Genomic DNA, 23,433 nt, shown 5'->3' with positions numbered 1-23,433 from the left:
AAGACGCTGCGTCAGCGCCCGTAGCGCCGAGTTCCGGCGCATACCTGCGTTGAGCAACATTATGCCAAGAACGGCGACCAGAAAGGTGGCGCCGGGCCTCCAACACCAGGGAGCCCCGGCCCGACGCCACCGCCTTACGTACTGATTTTTAAGGGTGAAAAATGCAGGCTGCGGGAATGATCACGCCCTTTGAAGATTCACGCACGAAGTGAGCGGGGAAAATGCAGGCCACTGGCCAGACATAAGAAAATGATTCTGCGGCAGGCTTAGCCCCCCGTAGCGCAAGCAAGAATGAACGCCTCATGCAAAATTGCTTTCCCACTCTTGCCAACCCGCCTTCCTCAGGCCAGAATACTGTACATTAAATCAGTGTTTACAGGTGAGTCATGTTTGTAGAATTAGTGTACGACAAGCGCAACGTCGCTGGGCTACCCAACGCCGCCGAGATTATTCGCAACGAGCTGGAAAAACGCGTGCATGCGCTGTTTCCTGAAGCCGAAGTGCGCGTAAAACCGATGCAGGCCAACGGCCTGAACTCCGATGCCAGCAAAAGCGATCGTGAGAAGCTGAACCGAATGTTGGAAGAGATGTTCGAAGAAGCGGATCAGTGGCTGGTCACGGATATTTGACGGGAAGACTGATATTCGCAGGGAGAAGACTCCCACCCAGCGGGAACCCTGCATCGCAGAACCGGCAGTCGTTCTGCCCGAGCCTATCGGTGATAATGCCGGCGCCGATGCAATAGGCGGCCAATAACCTACTGCACCGGCATTATTTACCTGGCATCCACTTTATTTATGAAGCCGCGTTGGTTTCCGATGGTGCGTCATCGTTTGATACCAGCGCCTCCGGCGGCAGCACTTCCACCGCTTCACGCACCGGCATGGTGAGGCGCAGATCGATCCAGCGCCCTTCAGGGATATCCATCGCTTCGCCGGCCACAACCGTCGCGGTATCGATATCAAAACGACGTTTGCTGATTTTCACCGTAATCACGCCGTCGCTGTCGGTGGCGGTTTCCACAAAGCACAGGCGGTTACCGTTCACGTCCTGCGGTACTTCGATGGTCCAGCCCTCCTTTGCCAACCCCAGCGAACCTTTCAGTTGATAAACGCCGGTGGAGATTCGCTCAGCACTTACCCCTGTCGCCTCACCGTTAACGGCGACATAGCCGGCCAGAGCAAAGCCGCCGTCCAGATAGTCAGCCTGCATATGCTCAGGCGCCGCGGACAATCTGGCGATCGGCGAGGCCTTCTTGATAAAGCCGTTGGCATCAACGGTGGTATTGGCTTCCGACCACATCCAAACCCAGGGGGTAAACGCGGTGCCATTCCAACTGCGCACGGCGATTTTCCCTGCTTGAGCCGCATTCACGCCATAGCCGTAACAGGTTTGTACCGTCCTAAAGCTGTCGTCGGTTCCCGTCTGCGTCACCGCCCATGAGCGCGTATCGAGGAAATATGTGCCAACATCTTTAAAGGGATTGCCAATGGGGTCAGTGCCTACATAACCGCGCCGGCTTTGCATTTGCGCATTGAAGTTACCTTTGCTGGCGGCGATAACGCCTTTAGTCAATCCCCAATCCTTCAGGTTTGGAATGTCTGCGACGGTGGGTTGGTCGGACGAGCTAAATAACCGCGACCAGGTGATGGCCGAAGGCAATGCGGTGGATGAGCTCCCCACCCAGGCCTGCCGCGAAATCGATGTGGCAAAATACGCGCACGACGGGCCACCATCCACCGGCAACGTTAATAGCCCGCCGGACGCGTTGCCCGGCCGATTGGCCGTTGCTACCGTGTAGCGCTGAATCGAGGATTTATTATCCTTCGCGAATGCATCCTCAGTATGCATTGGTCCGGTACCAAAACCACCGATAGCAGATTGGGCGACAGTGGCATAATCGGGCAGCGCCTGCGATTGCGAGAACGAAACGCCTGTACGCATGTCAATTTTCATCACCCCAACCGGTTCCACCGATTGTTTTACCGCCTTATGCTCCCAGCGCAGACCGGCGGCATTCGCGTAGGTGATTTGCTCAACCGTATACCAGCAGTTGATGGTGAAGCTATTCACTTTCACATAGATATCATAATTATCGCGACTGGATTCAATAACCTGAATATCCAAGATCGGCGTTCCGGCATCATTAATAAAAGTACCGCCAATACGGTTGACCTTATTGGTCGTATCGCTGGCGCCAAGATTACCCGTTCTCAGCATCAGGCGTGACAGGCCGGCGTTATAAACAAACCCGTTATAGCCATTCGAGCCGTAGAAATTGAGCGCGATCCCAACGCCATTTTGCCCCGCGTTTTTAAACTGCCCCAACAGGAACCAGGTAGAGACATTGGTGTTGTTCTCCGGCAGCTTGAAGCGCACATTGTCAAAGGCGGTCACCACCTGAGTGGCGCTCTTCGCCGCATTTTGCTCACTGATTTTTGCCGCTGCAGCGGAGGAAAATGCCTTGCCGGCGGACGCTGCCGCTTCTGCGCGCAGGCGATCGACGGTTTGCACAATCTCCGGTGTGATATCGCTTTCCCCTGGCCGACGCAGGAAATCATTGAGCGTGCCGGGCAGTGAATCGTTATAAACCTCGATAGCCCCCACCCGCTCCGGCTGCGCGCCATACACAGAAATGATGACCTCGTAAGCGCCCGGCTCCACGGTCAGAGAATATTTACCGCTCTCATCCGTCACTGATTGTGATTTAGCCAGGCTCAGGACCGTTGACGAGGTTCTGACTGCGCGCAGGGTAATGGTTACGCCGGAGCGAGGATCGCCGTAAGGGCCTTTTAATACGCCGCTGATTAATGTCATTGTACTTTCTCCATGAGTTCTTTGATTAATTCATCCTGGCGATCGATTCTATCCAGAGCCTGATTCAATGCGGCCAGGGCCACATATCCCAGCGTTGAATAATCGACGGATTTTACTCGAGTAACAGTTTCACCGTTTTGCAATTGTAAAGAACCGCCTTCAGCAACAACCTGGGGAAGTTTCTTTTCAATTTCTTGTGCGATACCACCAATAAATGGCTTGCCATCTCGCTTGCCAGTATAGAGTTTTAGACCACGAATGAGTGCTATAGGGTCTGCAATTTCTTTTACTTCAGTTTTAATTCTAAGGTCTGAGCCAGTCACCCAATTTCCGGTTAAGTTATTAAAGTCTCCGTTATTTTGTAGACGCACCTCATGCCAGATATTGGCGTAATCCTTAAATGAAATCGCGCCATAATCAGTTACGCCAATTTCGCGACGACAAAACATTTGCATGGCAGTGACAACGCCACCTGCAGTTGTCATCACCGATAGTAATGTCGGGCCATCTACAGTTCCGCTAGATCTGGTAAAAGTCTTTTCAGCACGGACATTAGATGACCCCGTATCACCAGAGTTTAAATGAATGCCATTTCGCCCCATCATGGTATCATCAAATGTCGTTGACTTGCGGAAGCGTGAATACCCACCCACATCAAGATTTGCCGCTTGCCCTGTCACCACAGATCCCTGTAAAGACAGTGAACCTTTAATTTCCTGAGCAGTACTAATCGTTTTGTCTAACTTATTATTGAGAGAAGCTGAAATATTATTCCAGGCCGGGCCGCTATAGGTGTTACCGTCCGGCAACTTAACGGTCATATTTCCGGTATTACTGAAGACCTGCTGCCAGTTCTCTTTATCGAGGTTCAGCCCACGCAGGGCTTTCGCCGTTTCGGCGGCCAGTTGGGCGGTGATAGCATTCATCGCATCGCGCGGCACGGCATACCATGCCGCACCCGCCTGCGTTGGGCCGTCATAGGCTTTAATCAGCGTTACCTGAGTGGCGCTATCAAGGGTTTTTACCGGCAGCGTATAGGTGACGCCGCCGACAACGCTCACAATGAAATCACCGGCTTTCAGCTCGGTATTAAACGCTGTCCCCGTACCTTTCACTACGGCGGAATTATTCGTTAGGGTTAGAGTGCCTGCTGGCATGATGCTCTCCTGAATTTAGGCAATAAAAAACCTGGTGCGATGACCGGGTCATTTGATATTTTTTTGCTGCTACAACCAATAGAGCTATATCGACTATCGAACATTGAACATTGAACATTGAACATTGAACATTGAACATTGAACATTGAACATTAATGCCTTGTTGTACATTCAATTATCATTACATGCAGCAAATAAAAACAACACTTGTAATAATGATACTTACCCAGGGCAATATATAGCAGTAATAATCCATGCCATATATTTCCGCATCGCTATTTAAACTCGAATTTATTCTGGCGACTAGTTAAAAAGCAGACCCCACCCAGCCATGATTAAGTGAACATGACAAATTTAATCTTTTGCCTATTAAAATAAATATCATATAATTTCATTATTCACCATAACATAACAACTGAGTTCTTGTCAGTTTTAGATGGCTTTAAATATTACTTGCATTGATTAATAATCACTCAAAATAGACTTTACAAATAAGATTTAGTTGCTAATTAAATCATTATATTACATTTACACCACGATAATTGGTTGGCAGCCCGTCAACATCAATAACCATAACCTGAGATCTTGATCTTGTATTTGCCCACCCATCACGAGGAGGTGTCCAGAGATACTCTCCACGCGGAACAAGGGAAATCGTGATTTTGTTGTCCCAGTCAGAAAAATGGAAACACTCATGAAGATATGTACCATTATTTCCCGTCCAGCTCCAGGTAATCCACCCTCGAGGCACTGGCATTGCCATAGCTAAATTACCCGCTCCAGCAGATCCAATTACGGTCCAGTTAGCGCCCTCAGGGTTTACCGATGAGTGATTCGGGTAGCCAGGATCAAGCCAAAAAACGTTTCGTATTTTCATAAAATACCAGCCGCTATCAAATATCAAGCTACCACCACGATTGAATAGCTGTAACCCATGCAGAGATCGCTCGGGCGGAATCCATCTGTCGAAAACGTAATACTGAATCGTGCCGACGTCTTTGTTCCACCATTTATAAATGCTGGACTTCATTTCAACGGTTACCGACTCCCCCGGACTAGCCCCTGTAAATTCACGCTCATTTCCTGCAACACAAGATACGCGCTGATCTGCACTCATTGGTTTCAGAAATACAATAGGGCAAGTGAATCCAGTTAAGTCAAGTGTTACACTGTTTCCTGCTGCCGGATTTGACTTACCAAACTGCCAATTATGAATTTGACCGGATGAACGAAGACTGAAGTTAATGTCATTAACCGTTGCTATATTATGGCCATATTTGTTGAATAGCTGAATACCGTACGAACCATCAGGCATTGTAAACTCCCCAGTGAACCGTCATTAAACCGTTACCAACACCGACAGTATCATCGGGATAGCTCATATTGAGCCCATCAAAAGTTATCTCAACAAAATCGGGCCCGCAGTAGACATCAGGAATGCTGTATGCAAATCCCCAACCCTCTGGGGTTTTTGCTCCCGCTGTTGGTGTCACGAATGCATAAGGCGTTCCACCGTTGAATGCTATCCCAGTTATTCTATGCTGCCAAAATGGAGGGGTGTTATTAAAGAACAACAGATACGGCACATCATAAGACCCTAGCCATCTTGACATAATAGTGTTTTGGTCATAACGCAGATTACCTGTATCGTCTAATACTTGCCATCCATACTGTTCGCTCATTAATAAAGCCTCCCCATACGTACGCGAACGACATTATTTTCATCCGTAAATATCATATTATTGTCAGGCTTGCTTATTCGCCACCCACCGTTTACCCCAAAGTTGTTAGATTGTATATAGTTACCAATCTTGGCATTACTGATTGTTCCATCCTGAATAAAGGCATTATTCATAAACACCTGCCCATCAACCACGACAAACGGCGAATACTGATTGCTGTTGTTGCCGCTCATCAGCACAAACTGATTGGCGTTAAAGCCCACGCGGGTGGTGACCGGCCTGCCGTTTTCCGCCAATACCGCGATCGACATACCCGCGTTGTAGAAGGTGCCGTTCACCCGCACACCCGCTTTCAACGTATGGATGGCCGTGGCACCGTCGGCGTCGACCGTCGCCGTCAGTTTGTCTTCCAGCACCGCCGTGACGTCGTCAATCTGCGCCTGCACCTGGGTTTTCATCTCCGCCAGCCCGCGATCGACCTCCGCGATGGTGGTTTTCACCACCATGATATCGGCGCGCACCGTGCCGTACTGCGCCCACTGGTGATCCACCGTCGCGTTGTTGGCCAGCGCATTCTGCAAGATGGCGTCGATATTGGTGTCGATATCGCCCACCAGCCGCTCACCGTCTTTCGCGGTCAGGAGATCGTCGCCGATGTTCTCCAGATAATCGCCGGCGTCCGCGTTCGCCTGCCCGGCGGCCCAACCCGTCCAGTCCCCCTGATTGCCGGTGCGGTCTTGCAGCCGCGCGCGGAACCAGAAGGCCTGGCCGGCCTTCAACCCGGTCATGGCGTGGGTGTGCAGCGGGTACGGGATATCGGCCAGCAGCATCGCGTTATTTCCGGCGGCGTTGTCCGCATACTGAATTTCGGTTTTCAGCGTATCTTCAGCGCCGGACGGGAACGCCCAGTCGAGCTGAATGCCCCACAGCAAAGGCGATGCCTTGAAGCCGACCGGCATCGGCGGCTTACCCTCTTTGCCCTTGAGGTAGGTTTCCATCGAGGTCGCCCAGACAGACGACACATTGCTGGCGTTGATGGCCCGCACGCGAACCCGATAACGACCGGCGTAAATCCCCGGCACCTCGAAACCGAGCGCCGAAGTGCGCGGCACCGACACCCAGTTGCCGTTATCTTTGCGCCATTCCGCCTCATAGGCGATGGCATTTTCAACCGCGCCCCAGGCGGCGCGCAGGGTGGTAATGGCAATACCCTGGTTCACCGAGGAGTAGCTGTCGATGGCGATGTTTTTCGGCGGCGCCTGCACACCGGGCGGAATAATGGAAATCGGCCGATCGTCGATACGCGCGCCGGTATCGATGCGGGCGTATTTATTCGGATCGTGTTCCACGGCGTTGACGGTATAAGTATTGTCGCCGTTATCGGCGATGCCCACCACGCGGTAAAGCTGCACCGCCAGGTCGTCCGCGTCGATGGACCAGGCCGCCTCCGGCGCCGGCGCTTCGCTGTAGGCGGTGGTGACGGTCACCACGCGTTCATTCACCGCCTGCACGGTGCGCGCCTGCGCCCGGCCGGAAGGCAGGTTGACGATCAGGCGATCGCCGGCTTTGGCGCCCGGTTTCCTGTCCAACGTCAGTTTACGGCCGTCCACGCCGCTGAGGCGCCCGCCAATCACCCGCCCGGCCAGCATCTGATCCGCCACGCCGACGATATGCCCCGGCATGGGGATCATACCGTCCAGCCCCACGGAGAAACTGACCGTGCGATCTTTACTGTTGGTCAACAGCGCCCAACGGCCGCGGCGATTCGCTTCGCTCGGCGTGGTGCAGCCGATGGCCGTCAATTCGGTCTGGTTCACGTCATAGCGGCGCACCAGATCGCTGTCGAATACCGCCTCTATCGCGTCGGCGTAATGGTTGCCCGGATCGGACCAGCTGACCATCGCGGTGCTGTAGCGGGTGCGTTCGCTGGCGGACGAGTAGGTAAACTTGCCGTCGATGACGTTGGCGCGGGTGTAGGTGAAGTCCATATCGCGCGGCATGTCCGCCAGGGCGACCATTTGGTTTTGCCCCCAATAGGTCATGCCGCGGAAAATGCCGGCCAAATCGCTCAGCACCGTCCAGGCCTCTTCCCGCGACTGCAGATAAACGTTGCAGGTAAAGCGCGGCTCCATGCCCTCGCCGCCGCGCCCGTCCGGCACCGGCTGATCGCAATACTGCGCGATGCGATACAGCTCGGACTCGGAAACCTGGGAAGCGTCGATGCGATCGCCCAGGCCAAAACGCTCGGCCAAAATAATGTCGTAAAACACCCAAGCCGGGTTATCGCTGTAGGCCCATTTAAAGCCGCCGCTCCAGATGCCGGTATAGCTGCGCGTTTGCGGATCGTAGTTGTCCGGCACGCGGATCAGGCGGCCGCGCGGTTTGCAGCTGATCTTCGGGATGTTGGGGAACTGCTTTGAGTCGAACTCCACGTAAAGCAGCGCAGTGTTCGGGTAGCGCAGCTTGGCGTCGATGATTTCGGTCAGCGCCTCGATGTTCATGCGGTCGGCGATCCGGGCGCTGTTGGCGTTAGGCGTCAACCGACGCACGCGCAGCTGCCATCCCGTGGTGGCCTTCGGCAAGTTGATACGGTGCGAGCGTTCATACAGCGAGGTGGTTTTATCGTCGATCGCCGCCGTTAGCACCTCCTGGTAGCTGCCGCCGTCGGTCGCCACGTCGATGGCATACTCGATGCGATAGCCGTTGACGTCGCCGTTGTCCGCCTGCTTTTGCAGCATGGGCCACCCCAGGCGCAGGCGGACGGCGGAAAGTTGCAGGTTCGCGACGGAACGCACCCACGGCGCGCCGCTTTTCAGTTCGCTGCCGACCGAGATCTCATTCTCAACGGCGGGAATGCCCTGGATATATTCCTGCGCCTGCGAACCAGGGCGGAATTCCCAGCGGAAACCGGGAAAGTTTTCCGTTCCGTCGCTGCTCAATACCGGCGTGCCGTCAACAAAAATGTTTGTGCCATCCAGCCCGCCGGCAAACTCCCCTTCGCCCAATGCGAACAACATCTTCGCTCTGGCGATCGACTGAATGCTGTCCGGCGATTCTACCGGCGTGTGGCCGCCACCGCCGCCGCCTTTTCGCCCACGGATCATGTTCTGTGCCATATTTCGCCCATAAAAAAAGCCGCTATTGCGGCTGTCTGTTCAAACGGATGATGGTTATTGCTGGTCTTCGGTATAAATGCCCGCGGAGATAATCGCCCCGCCAATTTCACGCGTGCCGTACAGCACGCCGACGGGGTTGCCCTGCGCCGTGGTATTGACCGGCCCGCCAAAAGCATAGCTCGGTTTATTTTCCGGGCCTTGCCGCATGCGCAGCCCGCCCATTTGCGGGGAAAGCATTTGGAGAATGCCACCGAGGGCCATGGAAGCACCGGCCATCGCCGCCATGCCAGTTCCCCCACCCGCCGTAAATGCCCCCAGAGCCCCCGTCCCTGCACCCGCAGAAACATACATGGCCACGGCAACCAGCGCCACGCCCAGCACGGTCTGGAATAATCCTGCGCGCTTGCTCCCAATCACGACGGGAACAAGGTGGATATCTTCCGTCCCTTTGGTGAGCTCGAGTTCATCCTGCCCGACATTGCGTTTACCAACGAAAATAGAAAATGTCAGGCCACGTTTGTGCGCTTCAAGCATGTAGCGTTCAAAGCCTGGAAGCAGATTTTTCATCGCATCGATCGCTTTTGGCACCGTTGGCGCCCGATATTTAAATTCGCGGCCGAAAACCTTAATCATGGGACCATGAAAACGAATGGTTCTGAGAGGAATATCAATAAAATCCATACAACCTCCAATAAAAAGCCCCACTAGAATGGGGCTGTATATTTACTTGCGGGCGCTATTTATTATTATTTTACATTCGCGCTTATTAAGTTCAATACCACCTAGCGCTGTGGTTCCATTTTTACAGTCTGTTGAAAGTTTTCTAATACTCAACGCACCATATCTATCACCTTTTGCATCAAGTAGTTCGTTAATTTTTTTTGAGTCTGCCGTATTATATTTTGCTGAGCATTCATTAATGCCATAAACCAAGCCCACTTCCTTACATACTCACCAAGAATTGGATCTTCGTCTATTTCTTTATGATGACTAAGATATGCATCCAGTGTAGTTGCATTAGCAAAAAAAGAAGTCATAAAACACAAAGCCAGCGCAGAGATTATTTTCTTCATTACCCTTTTCCTTAAGCTGAAAAGTGGAATGATAGCATCACATCAGCGCTTTGTGCCGCAGCACCTTCACCGTCCGCTCCTTCCAATACCCACCGTAAGGCACCCGCTGGCTGAGCATGCCATACATATGGTGCAGCAACAGGCCATCTGCCAGCAGAATGCCAGCGTGGTTGGCCACCGGCGCCGAAACCTGCATGATCGCCATATCCCCCGGCTGCGGCGGGCCATCGAACTCGCGAAAGCCGCAGGCATGCCAGTTATCCAGATAGCGGTTTTCACCCCGCTCCCACCACGGATAATCAACGCGGTAATCCTGGAGCGTTATGCCGTGCTCCTGCCGGAAGTAGCTCATAACCAGCCCCCAACAGTCGGTATGCCCCAGCACGAACTGGCGGCCCACCAGCGGCCGTTCGCCGCGCGGCAAGAGGGTGCGTAAATCCCCCTCCGGCCAGCTGGCTATCGCCCAAGGCAACTCCATCGCGTCGCACTGCGCCTTGTCCAGCTCACTCGGCTGCGTGGTGGCGTCCGGATGGCTGTGCACGATGAGGGTGATGGTACCCCATTCGGCGGCGGCCACGTAGTCTTCCGGCGCCAGATGAAACTGCTCGGTGGGGTTGTCCGCCAGGTTGCGGCACGGAAAATAGCGCTCCACGCGGGATTTTTGCGCCACCACGCCGCAGCATTCGCGCGGATACTCGGCCCTGGCGTGCGCCATAATGGCCGCCACGGTTTTTTCTTTCATGCTCGCCCCCTACTGCCGGATTAACGCCGCGCCGGGGAAGCCGCCGAACGGCAGCGACTCGTGCTCGCCAAAGCGTTTTTGGCAGTCGCTCAGCAGCCCGCCGCAGCGATCCAGGCTCGGGTCATCCACCGGGTTGCCCTTGTCGTCAAAGTAACGGCTACCGGCGTAATCGCAGCCCTTGCCGGTGCGATAGCCGCCGCGCGAGCACCAGGTGCACAGGCTGTGGATTTGCCGGGTCGGGATGCGCAGTCCCCGCAGGTCCGCCGGGCTGGAGAGCTCGAACTCCACCGCTTCGTCGCTTTCCGTCGCCTTGCGATCGATGTAGAACACCTGCAGCTTTTCCTGCAGCGGATCGGCCGAAGGGTTCCCCTGCGGGAAGTTGCGGGCGTCAAGGTAGTGCACCAGCGTGTCGTGGATCCGCACCTTGGCCTGCGCCATGTCCTCAAACTGCAGGCAGAGCGCGCTGATCAGGCCATTGATATTGGCGACCGACAGCTTAGGCGCATTGCCCTGGCTGTCGGCGGAGATCTCCAGCCCTTCGACGCTAAACGGCCACGGGCCGTACTCCTGCCCCTGCCACCAGAGCGATTTCGCCGGCAGTTTGGTTTCATCACCGCCGGCGGCGGCCAGCTCTTGCGGCGTAAAAGGCAGGGTATCGCAATGAAAGCGCAGAATATCGGCGCCAAACCGGGTGCCGTCTACCTCAATCAGGCGGATGCGGTTGCCCGGCTCCAGCTTTTGCAAATCTGAATTCAGCATCGTCTCCCCCGGTTAAACGTGGAAGGCCTCGGTAAACGTGGCCGTCAGTGAATAGTTGTCCCCGCCCATGGCGACCGGCTTATAGCCCTCGCAGCGGTACAGGCCGGGAACCTGAGTTGGTGGCGTCCATTGGAAGGACTTCACCCCGTGATGGTTTTCCAGAAAGACGATGATCGGCGTGATGTAGTCATACTTGCCGACAAAGGTCAGATCCCAGGAACGCACGATCGGGTTAATGCCGTCGCCGGAGACCTGCGCATAGCCGTCGCCGAACTGCGCCTTCCTGACGCGAAAACGCATATCGCCGGCGGCATTGACGCGCGCCGGAAATTCAAATGTCTGAATGCCCATTACATCCCCTTGATTGCTTTCCAAATCGGCTGGCCAGGCATCAGGTTGCGGTTGATCACCTTCTGGCTTTCCTGCGCGGCTATATTCCCCATCTGTTTACCGAACTCGCCCCATCCCGGATCGGCCTGCGAACTAACGTTGCCGCCGTTCTCGATGGTGATGTAGACATTCGGCGCCGCCGCAGGCTGCTGGCCGCCGCCGATCGCCCGCACGCCGAGCGAACCGTCCGCGCCGCGTTTGAGCGGCATGATGGCCTCCGGCCCGGCTTCGCCCATCAAGCCGGCGCCTCTGGCGAACGCGAACAATGTGGGATTGCTGACGATCTGGCCGCTGAATGCGCTCAGCGAAGGCGAGGCGTACACGCCGCCCTTGGCGTTAGGGACATAGCCTTGCCAACCGGTCGGCATGCCCATCGCGCCTGAACCGGCCGCGCCCGCGCCGGCGCTTGCAGCCCCGCCCAGCAAACCGCCGCCGATGCTCATAAAAGTAGAGAGAAAGGTTCTGGTTAACAGCGCCTGCATCGCCAGATCGATCAGTTGCTGAACGATGGACTGCGTCATGGAGGTCATCAAACCGAGCATGCTTTGCTTAAAGTTTTGCGTCCCGGTCAGCAGATCGAACATCATGCCGGAGGTCCGTTCCCGCGTCATGTCCACCAGCCCCAGCGCCATCTTGTGCACGCGGCTCTGCCCGCCAAACAGACTCAGCGCCTGCTGATACTGAGCGTCCGACGATTCCTGCGTCGCCGCCTGCATCAGCTGTTCATAGCGCTGTTTATCCAGAATGCCTTGCTGGTAGTAGGCCTGGTATTGCGCCTGCTGCTGCACCAGTTGATTGTTAAGCCGAGCGGCAGGATCCACATCACCGGCAATGTTCATGCGCGGCGCGGCGAGCGCGTCGGTTTCAGCCTTCAGCCGCTGGCGCATCGTCTCTTGCTGCTGCATCCGGCTGGCAGTCTGGTATTCGCGTTCGGTCAACAGCCGCCCGTCATACAACGCCTTCAGCTCCTTGCCGACCTCTTGATCTTTGCGTACCGCCGCCTGCCCTGGTACGTACTGCTCAGCCAGCTGTTGCCGCTGCCGCTGATACTTCTCGGCGTTCAGCGCCATCGCCCGCTGCACATCGGCCTGCCCGGCACCGGCCGCCTTGGCCGCTGACACCAGCTTGGCCTGCGCGCTTTGTTCATCCTGAGTGATTTTGTCGAGGCTGCTCAGATGCGCCTGCTCGATTTCCTGACGCAGCTGCTGGTACTGCTCAAGAGACTGCTGCTTGCCGTTATCGCTAAAAATACGACCGACAGGAGTGACGCTTGCTTGATGGCTCTTAGGCTTATCAGGTTTGGTCTCAACATGGCTGTCGTTGCCATTCTGTGCATTGACGGCGTTGTTTCGCCGGAGCCGGATCGCTTTCTCGCCCTTAATGATATCTTCCAACTGCGCTTGCAAGGCGTTTCGTTCTTTTCTCACCTCTTTTGGATCAGAGTAGAGGAATCCCAACATCCCTTTGCTTCGGCGCTCTAAGCCAGCAATTCGGATATCGCTCCTACGCGCCAGCTGGTTCTCGATCTTGGTTTTTTCCTCACTGAGCGTCTTTAACTGATCGTCGAAGGTATCAATTTTGACGGCGAGCTTTGCCTTGGAGAGTTTACTGAGATCTTCGCCCGTCTCGGCCGCCACATCTTTCAATGCCAAAGCCGACTCGCGGGCCAATTTGTTTTGCTCATGGAAGTACAGCATCGCCAATCCCGCCTGGATGGCGACACCGATCGGGCCGCCAAGCGCACCCAGCGCGATGTTGGCGACGCGAGAGGCAGAACCGACGCCAGCCGTCGCCTGAGCCGCCCCGCGCGCCGCCGCCGCCTGATCGCGCCAGGCCGCCGCGCTGTCATTCAGGCCGCCGGCCAGTTTCAGCATCTCCTCCGCGCGGCTGCCGCCTTCGCCGGAGGCGCTGCTCGCCTGGCGAGCCGCGTCGTCCAACTGCTTCATCTGCGCCGTCGCAGCGACGGTGATGGACGCAAGTTCGGTGAGCGCCTGCCCATACTGGCGCGACGTGGCGGCGAGCCCCTGCAGCGACAGCTCGACGCCGGCCAGCCCCGCCAGTTTTCCCGCCAGGCCACCAAGCGTGCCGCCGATGCGTTGATACGACTCGTCGGTCTTCTTCGCGTCCTGCTGAGCCTGGCGGTTAAATTTGGCGGATTGTTCCCCGGCGGTACGGTAAGCCGCCGTCAGTTTGTTTTTAAAGTTGGTGTCATTCAGTTGCAACCCGACGACCAACTGTGCGGTATCAGCCATTTCCCAGCACTCGCATAACGTCAGCACACTGCATATCAATACTGCTTTGCGCGGGCTGACCGGATTGATGAACGGGGGCACTCTCCGCCGCATCGGCCGTCATGCCTTGCAGTTTGAAGTATGCCCGCCAGTGATTCAGGATGTGCGCCGGCAGCGCGGCGATCTTGCGAGGATCCGACTCACCCCAGCGATCGGCCAGTTGGAACACCAACATCAGCCAGGGCGAGTCAGTCAGTTTTTTTCCGCTTCCTCCAGGCTGCCGACCGCATGGCGCTTAACGGCGCCGATGGCTTCGACCAGCGTCGGGTTGTCGTGCGCCGCCAGCAGATCTTCAACGCTCGGCAAGGCGCCGGCCGGGATGCGTTTGCCGTCCGGCGTCATCAGGCAAGACAGCAGCAGCTGCACGTTGAGCTGTGCGGCTTTGTTCATATCACCGCTGTCGATGGCGGCCTTCATGCCGTCTTCGTTTTCCTGCAGTTCCGCCGCTTTCAGGCGGCGGATAAAGGCTTTGGCGCCAAAGATCTGCGTTTCGATCACGTGGTCGTCGGATTTCAGCAGCGCCGTTTTCAGCGCTTTCAGATCGTATTTCTCAGTCATCGGTTTTTCCTTGTTCATATAATGTGCTCTGCATGAAGAAAATTGCCGCAGGCCACATGGCCCGCGGCGGAAGCGATCGCGTCGAGCGCCCTCAGGCGTTAAGCCAGCGCGCTCGTCGGTTCGTCACACCTTCGGGGTAACCGAGCCCCAGGTGTTGCTGTTTTGCTTGCCCTGAACGGTAATCTGAATGACTTCACTCGCCGGGGCGGTGATCTCATTCATTTTCCAGCCGGACAGCGACAGGATGGAGGTGGAAGTGCGGCCGTTCGGCAGCTCGACGTAAAACTGTACCGTTTCGCGCTTGTCCGCCGCATTCAGCAGCGCCGCGAAATCGGCGTTGGACGGATCGTCGATGAAACCGATGGATTTCTCCGCGCCTTCCGGCAGGTCGGAAATAAACTGCTTGGCGGTATCCAGCAGCGTGGTGCAATCGACAAAACCGCCGGTTTGCCCCATTTCACCCACCGCTTTACAGTTGGTCAGCGCCTTCATGGCCGTGGGCGCAGCCCCAACGGTGCCCCATTTGACGATAGTGCCGGCAGGCAGCATGGCGTATTCTGGCGAAGTTTTATCAGCCATAGTTTTTCTCTCTCTTTTTTGATGAAGGATGGTAGCGGTCGCTACCGGTTTTCGATGCCATAGCGGACGTGAGCCGCCAGGATGCGTAACACTTGGTGCTTATGGTGATCCAGCGCAGGGCGAATAAACGGGGCGGCGGCTTGCGTTGCCGTGCCGTACTCCTGCGCCAGGGCTCGGTGGTAATGCTGTTTACTGGGGCCGACGCGCAACGTCACCGCGTTCCATCCGGTAACGACCGGGCGTATCGCGATGCCGGCGCTCAGCGATGGCTCGCTGTTTGGCGCCCCCCGATCGGCACACTGCCGCATCGTGCCAAGGACTGGGGCTAACGCGGCGTGGCCGGCTTCCGGCAGAATGTGGCTGGTGACCTCGCGCCGAATCGTTTCCAACCGGCGAGTCAATTCCGCCATGCCGGAAACCTTCATGGCGATCACACCGCCACCTCGGAATGCGTGATGAGGTAATCGCGCGCCATCCGATACTGAACGCGGTCATCCGCCAGGGGCGTGGCGCTCTGCAAAAGGGTGCTGCGCGCGACAGCCTGTACCGGCCATTGGCCGATATGGCCATGCCGAACCCCTTCCCAGGCATTCAAAACCGCCTTATCCAGAGCGATCAGCCGGGAGTAATCGTCGATCACGTACAGCACGATCTGAAAACGGCTCTGCACCAGCGAGCTGTCAACCAGACCGGTGTTCACTTTCAGATCGCTGATCTTCTGATAGGTCACGCCTTCTTGCTGCGGATCCGGCAAGATCAGCGGGTAAGCCGCCAGATGGGTTAGCGCGGCCAGCGAGCGTTGGATTTCATCTTCAATCATTTGGGCAAGATCTCCGTCGTTTTGAGGGGGGAATCGTTGTGCAGACGCATTCGGGCATCAGGACAGGAACAGCGCGCGTTCCGCCGCGCGCCGGGCAACCAACCCATCGAGCCGCACGCCGCCCGCATTAACCCATCGACCGAACTGGTCGGCCGCCCCTTGCCGATCGCCGGCGTTCAACCGGCGCAGCAGCGTCGAGTTCTCCAGCGCGCGCAGGCCCAGGTTATAGGCAAAGCTCACCAGCGCATCGAACTGCCCCTGCGTGATCGTCACCGTCACCCGCCGTTCGACGCCCTGTTCGAATTGAGCGATACCGCACAGCAGCAAACGCTCGGCCGTTGCGGCATCGATCGCCATGCCGGCACCCACTTTTCGTCCTGCGACCGGCTGGGTCCAACCGTAACCGATGGTCCAAACGCCGACCGAGTCCTGATAAGCCTGCAATCGCAAACCTTCGAAACGCTTGATCAGCGCCATGCCATCGTCACTTATCTTCATGGTTTCCTCCTGACGCTTTATTGAGAAATCGGCGTTCCAATGCCTTGATCAGCGATGCTCCCGACCACCCCGCCATGCCGCATACGCCGCCCATCACCTCCGAAGGCCAGTCGTAATGCAGCGCAATCATCACCATGGTCAAACCGGCGAAAATAGAAACGAACAGCTGCAAGAACAGCGTCCTCCAGCTAAAGGTTTCGCCGTTCAAGACCTTGAAGGAATAGCTGGCGATCGCCCCCAGCAGCGTCATGCCGAAAGCAAGCAGCATTGAAAGAATGTTTGGTTCATTTTTCCAAGGCATAATCATCACCCTCCCCTTGCCGGGGCATAGCCCGATCTTCGGGAGTCATGGAAAAGAGCCGCTAAATGCGGCGCTTCTCCCCGTCATTCCTGTTCCATTTAAAAAGCGGCCATTTACGCTGTTGAAAATGGCTTATTCGCTCTGCTGAGCCTGGGCAGATAAATAAGATTGCGCTGTTTTATAAAGAAGATGAATTAGCCTCCCGTCGTGGTCATTCAACGACAGTCATTATTCAGTGAGTGATTGACCGTTTTGACAAGGAGGCTAAAAATGAAAAACCCCGCCAGAGCGAGGTTTATCTATCGTGCGGCGGCGCCGGCAACAATTCAGTTTTATCAGATTACCGGCTTATTTGCGTACGCGTGAGTCTTTTATGATAAAAAATAAAACCCCGCCGGAGCGAAGTTTATCTATCGTGCGGCGGCGCCGGCAACGACTCAGTTTTATCAGATTACCGGCTTATTTGCGTACGCGTGAGTCTTTTATGAAAAAAAATAAAACCCCGCTGGATCGAGGTTTATCTATCGTGCGACGGCGCCGGCAACAATTCAGTTTTATCAGATTACCGGCTTATTTGCGTACGCGTGAGTCTTTTATGATAAAAAATAAAACCCCGCCGGAGCGAGGTTTATCTATCGTGCGGCGGCGCCGGCAACGACTCAGTTTTATCATATTACCGGCTTATTTGCGTACGCGTGAGCTTTTTTTAATTATGGCGACGCGCAAGATATTTTACTCGCCCTTATTATTCCTTATATCATTAGGAGGCGAAAAATAAGCCCTCTTCAATTTCAACGGCAGCCTTTTCAGCGATCCATACTCAACGTTATATCCAGCATCGCCAGGCATCCACCGATAAATCCCTCCGCCGTTTGCATCTCTTTACGTATCGTACCGTCTGAACATTTCCTTTTCAGGGCAATCTTGCGCAGAGATATGCCATAAACATGGTGGGCAATGATGAGATCGAACTCTTCGGGTTTGTATTTCTTCAATCTGCCCACGCAACCGTCGATCACCAGGCCATCATCATCGCAGCAGGAGAGCTCGCCATTCGATTTATAGGACAACAGCCCTTTGAATCCGGCGGCAATGGGGGAATAATCAATGCCGCTGTTATCCCTGGCCCATACGCCCCATCGCTCCAACACTTCATTCATATCTCTCATGCTTCCACCTCCTTTGGGCGTTTGCCACATCGCCAGGGCTCCATGTCGCTTACCGACGTCGGTCGAGCCGTTGTGCTGCTCGGCGTGCTCGCCGAGGAATGCCGCACCAAATACTGTATAAATAAACAGTATCAAGTATACCCAGAGGTATCTTTTTTTCAATAGCGAAAAGCCATTTACCTACAGCTAAATTTAGGTACGATGGCCTCATGAAAAACGAGCAAAAATTGCACCTGCAGGAGATGCGGCGAGAGCGCCTGATCATCCTGATCGACAACCTCGGCGTCGGAGGCCAAAAGCGCCTTGCCGAGGCGCTCGGCATTGCAGCTGACTATGTCTCTCGCCTGCTCTACCCGTCGGGCAAGAAAGGAAAAAAAGGCATCAGTGGCGATATGGCGCGAAGGATTGAACAGTACTTCGCCGTGCAAATCGGCTGGCTGGACGGCCTGGAGCAAACCGGGCTACGCCCCGCCAGGAAGAAGGCCGCGCAGGCTTCGGGTAAAACGCTGCCGCTGTTGGCGTGGACACTGCCGTTGTCTCACGAACAGCTGAACAAAGGGACGGCCGTCCACTACCCGGCGATGGTGCAGTGCAGCGTTCAGGCCTACTGGCTGCCCGTGCGGGATGACACGATGAGTGGCTCTACCGGCGCCAATTACCCGAAGGGCGCCTTGATACTTGTCGAACCCACTGCGGCCGGCATAACCGAGCTCGTCTCCGGCGACAAGGTGATAGCGAAACGCTGCGACAATGCTGAGCTCACCTTTAGAAAGTATGTTGAGGAAGCAGGGCATCGATGGCTTACGGGGAGCATGCCGGATTGCCCGGCGCTGAATGCCGATGAGTACGCGATTATCGGAGTGGTGCTTGGCGCCTGGCTGCCCTAGCCCCGTACACGCCGCGTTGGGAACGGCATAAAGCAAAAAACCGCCAACCTTGCGGCTGGCGGTTTTTTTGGCACTCAGGGTGCCGGTACTGCTTTATCATGGTGCCGGCTACCGGAATCGAACTGGTGACCTACTGATTACAAGTCAGTTGCTCTACCTACTGAGCTAAGCCGGCTGAATTTGGCGGAAGGACAGAGATTCGAACTCTGGGAGCTGTTACACTCGACGGTTTTCAAGACCGTTGCCTTAAACCACTCGGCCATCCTTCCAATGGGCGCTGATATTAGCGATACCGTTATGAAATGTCTATCGTTTTCATGCAAAAAAATGGCACAACCGGTGCAGTTGCCTAAACTTCAGGCCTTAAACGCTTAAAAAATGAAAAGCCCCGCGCAAGCGAGGCTTTTTGTGTCGGCCGAAACGCGATTATTTCGGCTGAGAATCGTAGTCTGAACAGGTTTGATAGCCCTTGTTCATGACATGGCCCGTGTCGTTGTAGCTGACAAAGTACGTTTGCACTTTGCCGTCGCGCGGCGCCACCGCATAGGTGTCGCAAGTGCCCTGCGCATGAACCAGCGTGGCGGTGGTCGACGGCGGACCGGCGATAGCCCGCACCTGCTGCTTGGTCATCCCTACTTTGACATCGCTGACCACCGGCTCATTGACATAACTGGTTGCGCGGTCATAGGCGGTGCAGCCGGCAAGAATGGAAAATACCGCCGCAGTGCCGACGGCCAAAACCAACTTCTTCGTCATAGCTTGTCCTCTTGGAGTGCGTTTGTTGTCCCCTAAGTCTAGAAGTGGAAAGGCTTTTCTACAAATTCCCCTTTGTCGATCGGTGCGCTTTTCCTCACGAGCGGCCATCGCGGGCGCGACGTCAGATTCAAAAACCGAAATCGCTCAGGGCCGGGACATCGTCCGGCCGCCGGCCGAGCGGCCAGTGAAAACGCCGATCCTGTTCGCGGATCGGCATGTCGTTGATGCACGCATGGCGGTTGATCATCAGCCCCTCCTGATTGAACTCCCAGTTTTCGTTGCCGAAGCTGATGCGGCGCGCGATATTTGACACAAAAACTTGCGATATTTAACCCGCGCTTTTTGTTTCACTATGTGCAATAAAATTACTGTAAAGGTACAGCATCCGGTGGTTTACCGCACGCAAGATGGACATCAAGCTATTTGGCAAGCGGGGTTTTGGCGTTTTTAAGCAGTGGGTCAAACCTGTAAATTGCGGACTTGGACTTGCAAGAAGCGACGATATCTTTTTTGACGGGCACACCGATGGGGTCCCTTGGCCTAACGCTAGCCTTGTCGGCCAACTCCTTCGATACATGGTATCTGTATTGCCCAACAGGCCCGGAGCGATAGATTATTTCATCTTGCACCATATACCTCAGCAGTGCACCGATCCTCCCGCTATCCAACGTGGTGGCAGAACACAGACCACCATATGAAATGCCGTCACAATACTCGATTAATGCATATAGTTCTTTCGCTGATTTATCCATGGAAGCCTCCTCCTTGAGGCTTAATGTTACTCAGGCTTAAGCGGCCATTCAATATCAGGAACAACTGAGATATCGACGCGATTGAGCATTACACGATAACGCTTCCAGTCATTCAGAAGAACCTTTTCACTGTCTGTTGCGATACCGAGATCCACGGCATCCTGAAGTGGGGCAATGGCCTTCGTTGCCATTGTCATCAACGTGCTCAACTTGCGCTGCGCCATTTCAATGAGCTGCGCCTTCGTTGGCGGCGGAGCATCTTCCCAGCAAGGCATTCCGGCTTCATCTGCCCCACGTACCTTGCCTTCTGGCGGATTGGCAATGAATGCCGCATAGACGTCATCGCTCACCGGGCGGGCATCCTTCGGCCAGGAGCCCGCTTTGACGTAATCCTTTTTCAGGATGCCCGCGACAAAAACGAGTTCGGAAGGTGAGAAGTAAAAATTCGCTTCCGTGCTTTCTAATGGCGGCCCCATATCCTCGGGACGCTGTATCGATGAAACAGGCGCCGCTCTCTCGCTGAGTGCGTCTTCTGGTTTGTTGATGTCTGTCACTCTTTACCTCCCAATAGCAAAAATAATTGTACGCATAGGTTGCCACCAAGAACTTTCTCCCGCCGGCTTATTCATTTGCACGCGACAGATCTCCTGATTCCAACCATAAACCACAGCAACAGCATCATTATTAATACCATCCCCCTGGGCTTGTGCCCCAACATTCACCGTACAACATTGATTCGGGAAGCGCATGGGGAAGCCCACGGAATCAATCTGTTCGTCTTCTTTCCTCCAGGGGCCAACCGTCCACTGGTAGATAAAACCGGTGTTTTCGTCTTTCCACCACCCGCGCTCGCCATCCGTCCACCAGTGCGTGCGGTTACCGAACGCACCCCAGTCAACACGGCCATTTACTTGCTCAATGATTGCATCCCACAACCACTTATTGCCCCAGCGGCTGCCCAGGATATTGCCGTCCGCCGCCAGTGTTGCACCTCCCGCCTTTATACCGCCAGGGGCATACAACATGTTGTCATTGGGGTTGAACTGCCAGACCGCATCCTTATTATTGTCGCCTCGTGCATGAATGCACGGTCGCGCAAAACTGCCGCTGCCATCCAGCAGATACCCAAAACTCACTGCGGTCGGATAGCCTTGTCCCTTGCGGTTGCTGCGCCCTTTGACCAGCGGGACGTAGTAACCACCGGCGGTTACATCCCAATCAAAGTTCGCCTGGTAGAACGCGGCCTTATTGTCGAGCTGCGCCGAGAACATACCTCCACCTTCGGGGGCTTTCCCTGCCGTGGTGGTATGATACGCGGCGGTTAACGTCGCCGCCGACAACCAACTGGTTGATGATACCGGGCCGTTGAGGTTTCCCCCCGCCGGCCCAATCAGTTGCTGCCAGCCGGCCCCATTGCCGTTCACATTGATCGCCACAAAGAGCTTGCTGTTGTGACTCAGGAATAAGTAATGGAAGAACTGCCCATTCCCTCTGTCCGTTTTGAGGTCTGAGCGGTTGGACGTGCAAATCAGTGTTCCCCATTTCTCCGGCGTCCAGCTACAGTTTTCAATACTCCAAATGCCAGGGGCAGTCGGTGGTTGGTCTCCGGATAACACCCTGGTAACGCCCATACGAGCAGCGAAATTGTTTCTGACGTCAGCAGCCTGCACTTCAGCTGCAGTCGGTCGCTGGCGGTCGGTGTACACTTTCGTCCAGCCGTTCTCGTAGCCTTTATCATCGCGCGACGAACGAAAAGCCAGCCCGCCGTTGCCGTAGTTGAACCTGAAATCTGCAGCGCGCGTGCTGCCGGTGCCGCCGGCGGCGAAGTGCACCACCATGGTCATGCCATCTGCCTGGGTATTGTAGACCCCGGAAGCAGCGTTCCAGGCCACATCCTTGGCTGTCGCGGTGGCGCCCCGTGCAAAGTATCGGCTGTCTGATTCTGACTTGCTGTAAACGTTGATATCACCCGGCGAGGGTTTGTTCCCCGGCGAGTAGACTCGCCCACTGGCATCATAGACAGTTTTGCCTTTAATAAGGCCCTGGGCTTCCAGGTTGCCCTGCCGTACGTCGATAAACAGGCTTCGCCCCTTGATGCCCACCGTGTCACAGGTGTTGTAAAAGCCGATGCCCTGCCAGGATTTGATGTCGACGTTGCAGGTGGCATAGCTTGCGCCGTCACCGTTGCCAGGATATACGCCGCCGCCATTGTCGTTGCGGCCCGGCACCTGAATTTTCACGCCGCCAGATGCGCGAATTTCTTTTTTAAACTCACCACCTTCGCTTGCGGAGACGGCATCAACATCGCCGGCCTTTGGCTTATTGTTCGGCGAATAGACGCGCTTGCCCGCCTCAATCAGTTGACCATCGGCGGTAATATTGCGTTGCATGCGCAGGTCGCCGGTGCGCACGTCGATAAAGCCGGTAATGCCTTTTTCACCGATAGTTTTGTAGAAGCCAATGCCATACCAGGATTTGAGCAGCAGGTTGGCCCCATTGTAGCTGGCACCATCCGTGCCGTTCGTAATGCCGGTGTTCGGGTTGGCAAAATCAATGCCGGCGTTGAACTGGGTCTTGCCGGTGACCGTGCCGCCGCTCTTCTGCAGGAAGCGGTTATCCGACTCGGGTTTGCTGTAGGCATTGACGTCGCCGGCCGTGGGTTTGTTGTCGGTCGTGTAAATCCGCGACCAGCGAACGCCGTTCTCGGGTTTGTTGGACGAACCAATCCATGCGGCACCGTTGGCCGGACTAATCGCAACATAGCCTGTGGACGGGCCGCCATCTGCCGGCAGGCTGATAATGCCGGCGGTCGCATTCATAGGCGGTTTGTTGGCCGATTTGGCATCGGCGCGGAAAATTTGCCCGTCATTGGTATACACGTCATCGCGATGGCGCGCGCCCATCAGTAAGCCGCCTGCGCCCACTTCCATCACCTGGCCCTTGGTGGTGCCAACATCACGCAGGGCCGCCGATTTCAGGCCCAGGTTCTGGCGCGCTTTCGGCTTATCCGTCAGGTCGGCCAGATTGGCCGCTTTCTTGGCACTCGCATCGTTGACCGCCTTGACGGCTTTGGGCGTGGCAGCGAG

26 protein-coding genes, 2 tRNA genes and 1 pseudogene are annotated in these 23,433 nt (G+C 55.5%); 3 read left to right on the top strand and 26 right to left on the bottom strand.

The window, feature by feature from the left end; all coding sequences use genetic code 11:
* The first annotated feature begins 386 nt into the window (after nucleotides 1-386).
* Nucleotides 387-629, top strand: a complete 243-nt coding sequence (locus tag AC4PR2_RS18845; protein WP_047730213.1) for a DinI family protein — start codon at nucleotides 387-389, stop codon at nucleotides 627-629.
* A 166-nt stretch (nucleotides 630-795) separates the two neighbouring features.
* Here AC4PR2_RS18845 and AC4PR2_RS18840 read toward each other — a convergent pair whose 3' ends face one another.
* The 18 genes from AC4PR2_RS18840 to AC4PR2_RS18755 all read right to left on the bottom strand — a co-directional run bounded on the left by AC4PR2_RS18840 (nucleotide 796) and on the right by AC4PR2_RS18755 (nucleotide 16,789).
* Entirely contained in the window at nucleotides 796-2,817 is a 2,022-nt protein-coding gene (locus tag AC4PR2_RS18840; protein WP_197802989.1) for a phage tail fiber protein, read from the bottom strand.
* Nucleotides 2,814-3,974 (bottom strand): tail fiber domain-containing protein, encoded by a 1,161-nt coding sequence (locus AC4PR2_RS18835; protein WP_197802986.1) that lies wholly within the window; start codon nucleotides 3,972-3,974, stop codon nucleotides 2,814-2,816. The genes AC4PR2_RS18840 and AC4PR2_RS18835 overlap by 4 nt, the downstream gene beginning before the upstream one ends.
* Nucleotides 3,975-4,491: 517 nt before the next feature.
* Nucleotides 4,492-5,289, bottom strand: coding sequence for a hypothetical protein (locus AC4PR2_RS18830; protein WP_149571457.1), 798 nt, complete (start codon nucleotides 5,287-5,289; stop codon nucleotides 4,492-4,494).
* A complete protein-coding gene (locus tag AC4PR2_RS18825) occupies nucleotides 5,282-5,656 on the bottom strand; it encodes a hypothetical protein (RefSeq protein WP_197802984.1) in 375 nt (124 codons plus the stop codon). Before AC4PR2_RS18825 ends, AC4PR2_RS18830 begins: the two co-directional genes overlap by 8 nt.
* A complete protein-coding gene (locus AC4PR2_RS18820) occupies nucleotides 5,656-8,772 on the bottom strand; it encodes a TipJ family phage tail tip protein (protein ID WP_492175364.1) in 3,117 nt (1,038 codons plus the stop codon). The genes AC4PR2_RS18825 and AC4PR2_RS18820 overlap by 1 nt, the downstream gene beginning before the upstream one ends.
* Before the next feature lie 54 nt (nucleotides 8,773-8,826).
* Nucleotides 8,827-9,453, bottom strand: coding sequence for a tail assembly protein (locus tag AC4PR2_RS18815; protein ID WP_060420117.1), 627 nt, complete (start codon nucleotides 9,451-9,453; stop codon nucleotides 8,827-8,829).
* 149 nt (nucleotides 9,454-9,602) lie between these two features.
* Entirely contained in the window at nucleotides 9,603-9,845 is a 243-nt protein-coding gene (locus AC4PR2_RS18810; protein ID WP_197802982.1) for a hypothetical protein, read from the bottom strand.
* A gap of 37 nt (nucleotides 9,846-9,882) precedes the next feature.
* A complete protein-coding gene (locus tag AC4PR2_RS18805; RefSeq protein ID WP_197802979.1) occupies nucleotides 9,883-10,587 on the bottom strand; it encodes a Mov34/MPN/PAD-1 family protein in 705 nt (234 codons plus the stop codon).
* A 9-nt stretch (nucleotides 10,588-10,596) separates the two neighbouring features.
* Nucleotides 10,597-11,346 carry a phage minor tail protein L gene (locus tag AC4PR2_RS18800; RefSeq protein ID WP_197802977.1) on the bottom strand — a complete coding sequence of 250 codons (750 nt, stop codon included), beginning with the start codon at nucleotides 11,344-11,346 and terminating at the stop codon, nucleotides 10,597-10,599.
* Between the two features lie 12 nt (nucleotides 11,347-11,358).
* Nucleotides 11,359-11,697: a phage tail protein gene (locus tag AC4PR2_RS18795; protein WP_004935824.1), complete on the bottom strand. Its 339-nt coding sequence runs from the start codon at nucleotides 11,695-11,697 to the stop codon at nucleotides 11,359-11,361.
* The gene (locus AC4PR2_RS18790; protein ID WP_337046656.1) at nucleotides 11,697-13,988 is read right to left on the bottom strand and encodes a phage tail tape measure protein; all 2,292 of its coding nucleotides are present in this window, start codon (nucleotides 13,986-13,988) and stop codon (nucleotides 11,697-11,699) included. The genes AC4PR2_RS18795 and AC4PR2_RS18790 overlap by 1 nt, the downstream gene beginning before the upstream one ends.
* A complete protein-coding gene (locus AC4PR2_RS18785; protein WP_019453673.1) occupies nucleotides 13,981-14,202 on the bottom strand; it encodes a hypothetical protein in 222 nt (73 codons plus the stop codon). Before AC4PR2_RS18785 ends, AC4PR2_RS18790 begins: the two co-directional genes overlap by 8 nt.
* 17 nt (nucleotides 14,203-14,219) lie before the next feature.
* Nucleotides 14,220-14,585, bottom strand: coding sequence for a phage tail protein (locus tag AC4PR2_RS18780; protein ID WP_492175363.1), 366 nt, complete (start codon nucleotides 14,583-14,585; stop codon nucleotides 14,220-14,222).
* A gap of 123 nt (nucleotides 14,586-14,708) precedes the next feature.
* Nucleotides 14,709-15,164, bottom strand: coding sequence for a major tail shaft subunit (locus AC4PR2_RS18775; protein WP_016926946.1), 456 nt, complete (start codon nucleotides 15,162-15,164; stop codon nucleotides 14,709-14,711).
* A 41-nt stretch (nucleotides 15,165-15,205) separates the two neighbouring features.
* Entirely contained in the window at nucleotides 15,206-15,589 is a 384-nt protein-coding gene (locus tag AC4PR2_RS18770) for an HK97-gp10 family putative phage morphogenesis protein (protein WP_194243146.1), read from the bottom strand.
* Nucleotides 15,590-15,594: 5 nt separating this feature from the next.
* Complete coding sequence (locus tag AC4PR2_RS18765; RefSeq protein ID WP_070915337.1) at nucleotides 15,595-15,984, bottom strand: hypothetical protein; 390 nt, start codon at nucleotides 15,982-15,984, stop codon at nucleotides 15,595-15,597.
* A 57-nt stretch (nucleotides 15,985-16,041) separates the two neighbouring features.
* Complete coding sequence (locus tag AC4PR2_RS18760) at nucleotides 16,042-16,482, bottom strand: glycoside hydrolase family protein (RefSeq protein ID WP_197802970.1); 441 nt, start codon at nucleotides 16,480-16,482, stop codon at nucleotides 16,042-16,044.
* Nucleotides 16,469-16,789, bottom strand: a complete 321-nt coding sequence (locus AC4PR2_RS18755; RefSeq protein ID WP_019453678.1) for a phage holin family protein — start codon at nucleotides 16,787-16,789, stop codon at nucleotides 16,469-16,471. Before AC4PR2_RS18755 ends, AC4PR2_RS18760 begins: the two co-directional genes overlap by 14 nt.
* A 478-nt stretch (nucleotides 16,790-17,267) precedes the next feature.
* On the opposite strand from AC4PR2_RS18755, the gene AC4PR2_RS18750 reads away from it, so the two are divergent.
* Nucleotides 17,268-17,561: a hypothetical protein gene (locus AC4PR2_RS18750; protein WP_337046658.1), complete on the top strand. Its 294-nt coding sequence runs from the start codon at nucleotides 17,268-17,270 to the stop codon at nucleotides 17,559-17,561.
* Nucleotides 17,562-17,589: 28 nt separating this feature from the next.
* Here AC4PR2_RS18750 and AC4PR2_RS18745 read toward each other — a convergent pair whose 3' ends face one another.
* Nucleotides 17,590-17,952 (bottom strand): antiterminator Q family protein, encoded by a 363-nt coding sequence (locus AC4PR2_RS18745; protein ID WP_047730873.1) that lies wholly within the window; start codon nucleotides 17,950-17,952, stop codon nucleotides 17,590-17,592.
* Nucleotides 17,953-18,161: 209 nt separating this feature from the next.
* Here AC4PR2_RS18745 and AC4PR2_RS18740 point away from each other — a divergent pair, with 209 nt between their 5' ends.
* Nucleotides 18,162-18,839 (top strand): LexA family protein, encoded by a 678-nt coding sequence (locus tag AC4PR2_RS18740; RefSeq protein WP_197804337.1) that lies wholly within the window; start codon nucleotides 18,162-18,164, stop codon nucleotides 18,837-18,839.
* Between the two features lie 99 nt (nucleotides 18,840-18,938).
* Here the strand turns inward: AC4PR2_RS18740 and AC4PR2_RS18735 are convergent.
* The 7 genes and pseudogenes from AC4PR2_RS18735 to AC4PR2_RS18705 all read right to left on the bottom strand — a co-directional run.
* Nucleotides 18,939-19,014, bottom strand: a tRNA-Thr gene (locus AC4PR2_RS18735).
* Between the two features lie 6 nt (nucleotides 19,015-19,020).
* A tRNA-Ser gene (locus tag AC4PR2_RS18730) sits at nucleotides 19,021-19,108 on the bottom strand.
* A 157-nt stretch (nucleotides 19,109-19,265) separates the two neighbouring features.
* Entirely contained in the window at nucleotides 19,266-19,595 is a 330-nt protein-coding gene (gene osmE, locus AC4PR2_RS18725; RefSeq protein WP_019453681.1) for an osmotically-inducible lipoprotein OsmE, read from the bottom strand.
* Between the two features lie 127 nt (nucleotides 19,596-19,722).
* Nucleotides 19,723-19,884 (bottom strand): annotated as a pseudogene (locus AC4PR2_RS18720) (DUF1348 family protein); the annotation flags it as partial.
* Nucleotides 19,885-20,014: 130 nt separating this feature from the next.
* Nucleotides 20,015-20,347, bottom strand: a complete 333-nt coding sequence (locus AC4PR2_RS18715) for a hypothetical protein (RefSeq protein ID WP_492175362.1) — start codon at nucleotides 20,345-20,347, stop codon at nucleotides 20,015-20,017.
* Nucleotides 20,348-20,373: 26 nt separating this feature from the next.
* Nucleotides 20,374-20,901 carry a tail fiber assembly protein gene (locus tag AC4PR2_RS18710; protein ID WP_492175361.1) on the bottom strand — a complete coding sequence of 176 codons (528 nt, stop codon included), beginning with the start codon at nucleotides 20,899-20,901 and terminating at the stop codon, nucleotides 20,374-20,376.
* A gap of 3 nt (nucleotides 20,902-20,904) precedes the next feature.
* Nucleotides 20,905-23,433: tail fiber protein (locus AC4PR2_RS18705; RefSeq protein WP_492175360.1), on the bottom strand; the 2,529-nt coding region annotated here is incomplete at its 5' end.

The sequence above is a fragment of the Serratia sp. A07 genome, assembly GCF_058725505.1.
The sequence above is the reverse complement of the archived record's forward strand: the minus strand, read 5'-3'. Positions and strand labels throughout refer to the sequence as shown.

Coding starts and splice junctions, on each gene's coding strand:
- AC4PR2_RS18715 (WP_492175362.1), bottom strand. CDS start 20,347: ATGGATAAATCAGCGAAAGAACTATATGCATTAATCGAGTATTGTGAC.
- AC4PR2_RS18810 (WP_197802982.1), bottom strand. CDS start 9,845: ATGAAGAAAATAATCTCTGCGCTGGCTTTGTGTTTTATGACTTCTTTT.
- AC4PR2_RS18845 (WP_047730213.1), top strand. CDS start 387: ATGTTTGTAGAATTAGTGTACGACAAGCGCAACGTCGCTGGGCTACCC.
- AC4PR2_RS18805 (WP_197802979.1), bottom strand. CDS start 10,587: ATGAAAGAAAAAACCGTGGCGGCCATTATGGCGCACGCCAGGGCCGAG.
- AC4PR2_RS18765 (WP_070915337.1), bottom strand. CDS start 15,984: ATGATTGAAGATGAAATCCAACGCTCGCTGGCCGCGCTAACCCATCTG.
- AC4PR2_RS18745 (WP_047730873.1), bottom strand. CDS start 17,952: ATGAGAGATATGAATGAAGTGTTGGAGCGATGGGGCGTATGGGCCAGG.
- AC4PR2_RS18760 (WP_197802970.1), bottom strand. CDS start 16,482: ATGAAGATAAGTGACGATGGCATGGCGCTGATCAAGCGTTTCGAAGGT.
- AC4PR2_RS18795 (WP_004935824.1), bottom strand. CDS start 11,697: ATGGGCATTCAGACATTTGAATTTCCGGCGCGCGTCAATGCCGCCGGC.
- AC4PR2_RS18785 (WP_019453673.1), bottom strand. CDS start 14,202: ATGTTGGTGTTCCAACTGGCCGATCGCTGGGGTGAGTCGGATCCTCGC.
- AC4PR2_RS18815 (WP_060420117.1), bottom strand. CDS start 9,453: ATGGATTTTATTGATATTCCTCTCAGAACCATTCGTTTTCATGGTCCC.
- AC4PR2_RS18820 (WP_492175364.1), bottom strand. CDS start 8,772: ATGGCACAGAACATGATCCGTGGGCGAAAAGGCGGCGGCGGTGGCGGC.
- AC4PR2_RS18800 (WP_197802977.1), bottom strand. CDS start 11,346: ATGCTGAATTCAGATTTGCAAAAGCTGGAGCCGGGCAACCGCATCCGC.
- osmE (WP_019453681.1), bottom strand. CDS start 19,595: ATGACGAAGAAGTTGGTTTTGGCCGTCGGCACTGCGGCGGTATTTTCC.
- AC4PR2_RS18750 (WP_337046658.1), top strand. CDS start 17,268: ATGAAAAAAAATAAAACCCCGCTGGATCGAGGTTTATCTATCGTGCGA.
- AC4PR2_RS18830 (WP_149571457.1), bottom strand. CDS start 5,289: ATGCCTGATGGTTCGTACGGTATTCAGCTATTCAACAAATATGGCCAT.
- AC4PR2_RS18825 (WP_197802984.1), bottom strand. CDS start 5,656: ATGAGCGAACAGTATGGATGGCAAGTATTAGACGATACAGGTAATCTG.
- AC4PR2_RS18770 (WP_194243146.1), bottom strand. CDS start 15,589: ATGAAGGTTTCCGGCATGGCGGAATTGACTCGCCGGTTGGAAACGATT.
- AC4PR2_RS18780 (WP_492175363.1), bottom strand. CDS start 14,585: ATGACTGAGAAATACGATCTGAAAGCGCTGAAAACGGCGCTGCTGAAA.
- AC4PR2_RS18835 (WP_197802986.1), bottom strand. CDS start 3,974: ATGCCAGCAGGCACTCTAACCCTAACGAATAATTCCGCCGTAGTGAAA.
- AC4PR2_RS18775 (WP_016926946.1), bottom strand. CDS start 15,164: ATGGCTGATAAAACTTCGCCAGAATACGCCATGCTGCCTGCCGGCACT.
- AC4PR2_RS18755 (WP_019453678.1), bottom strand. CDS start 16,789: ATGATTATGCCTTGGAAAAATGAACCAAACATTCTTTCAATGCTGCTT.
- AC4PR2_RS18790 (WP_337046656.1), bottom strand. CDS start 13,988: ATGGCTGATACCGCACAGTTGGTCGTCGGGTTGCAACTGAATGACACC.
- AC4PR2_RS18740 (WP_197804337.1), top strand. CDS start 18,162: ATGAAAAACGAGCAAAAATTGCACCTGCAGGAGATGCGGCGAGAGCGC.
- AC4PR2_RS18840 (WP_197802989.1), bottom strand. CDS start 2,817: ATGACATTAATCAGCGGCGTATTAAAAGGCCCTTACGGCGATCCTCGC.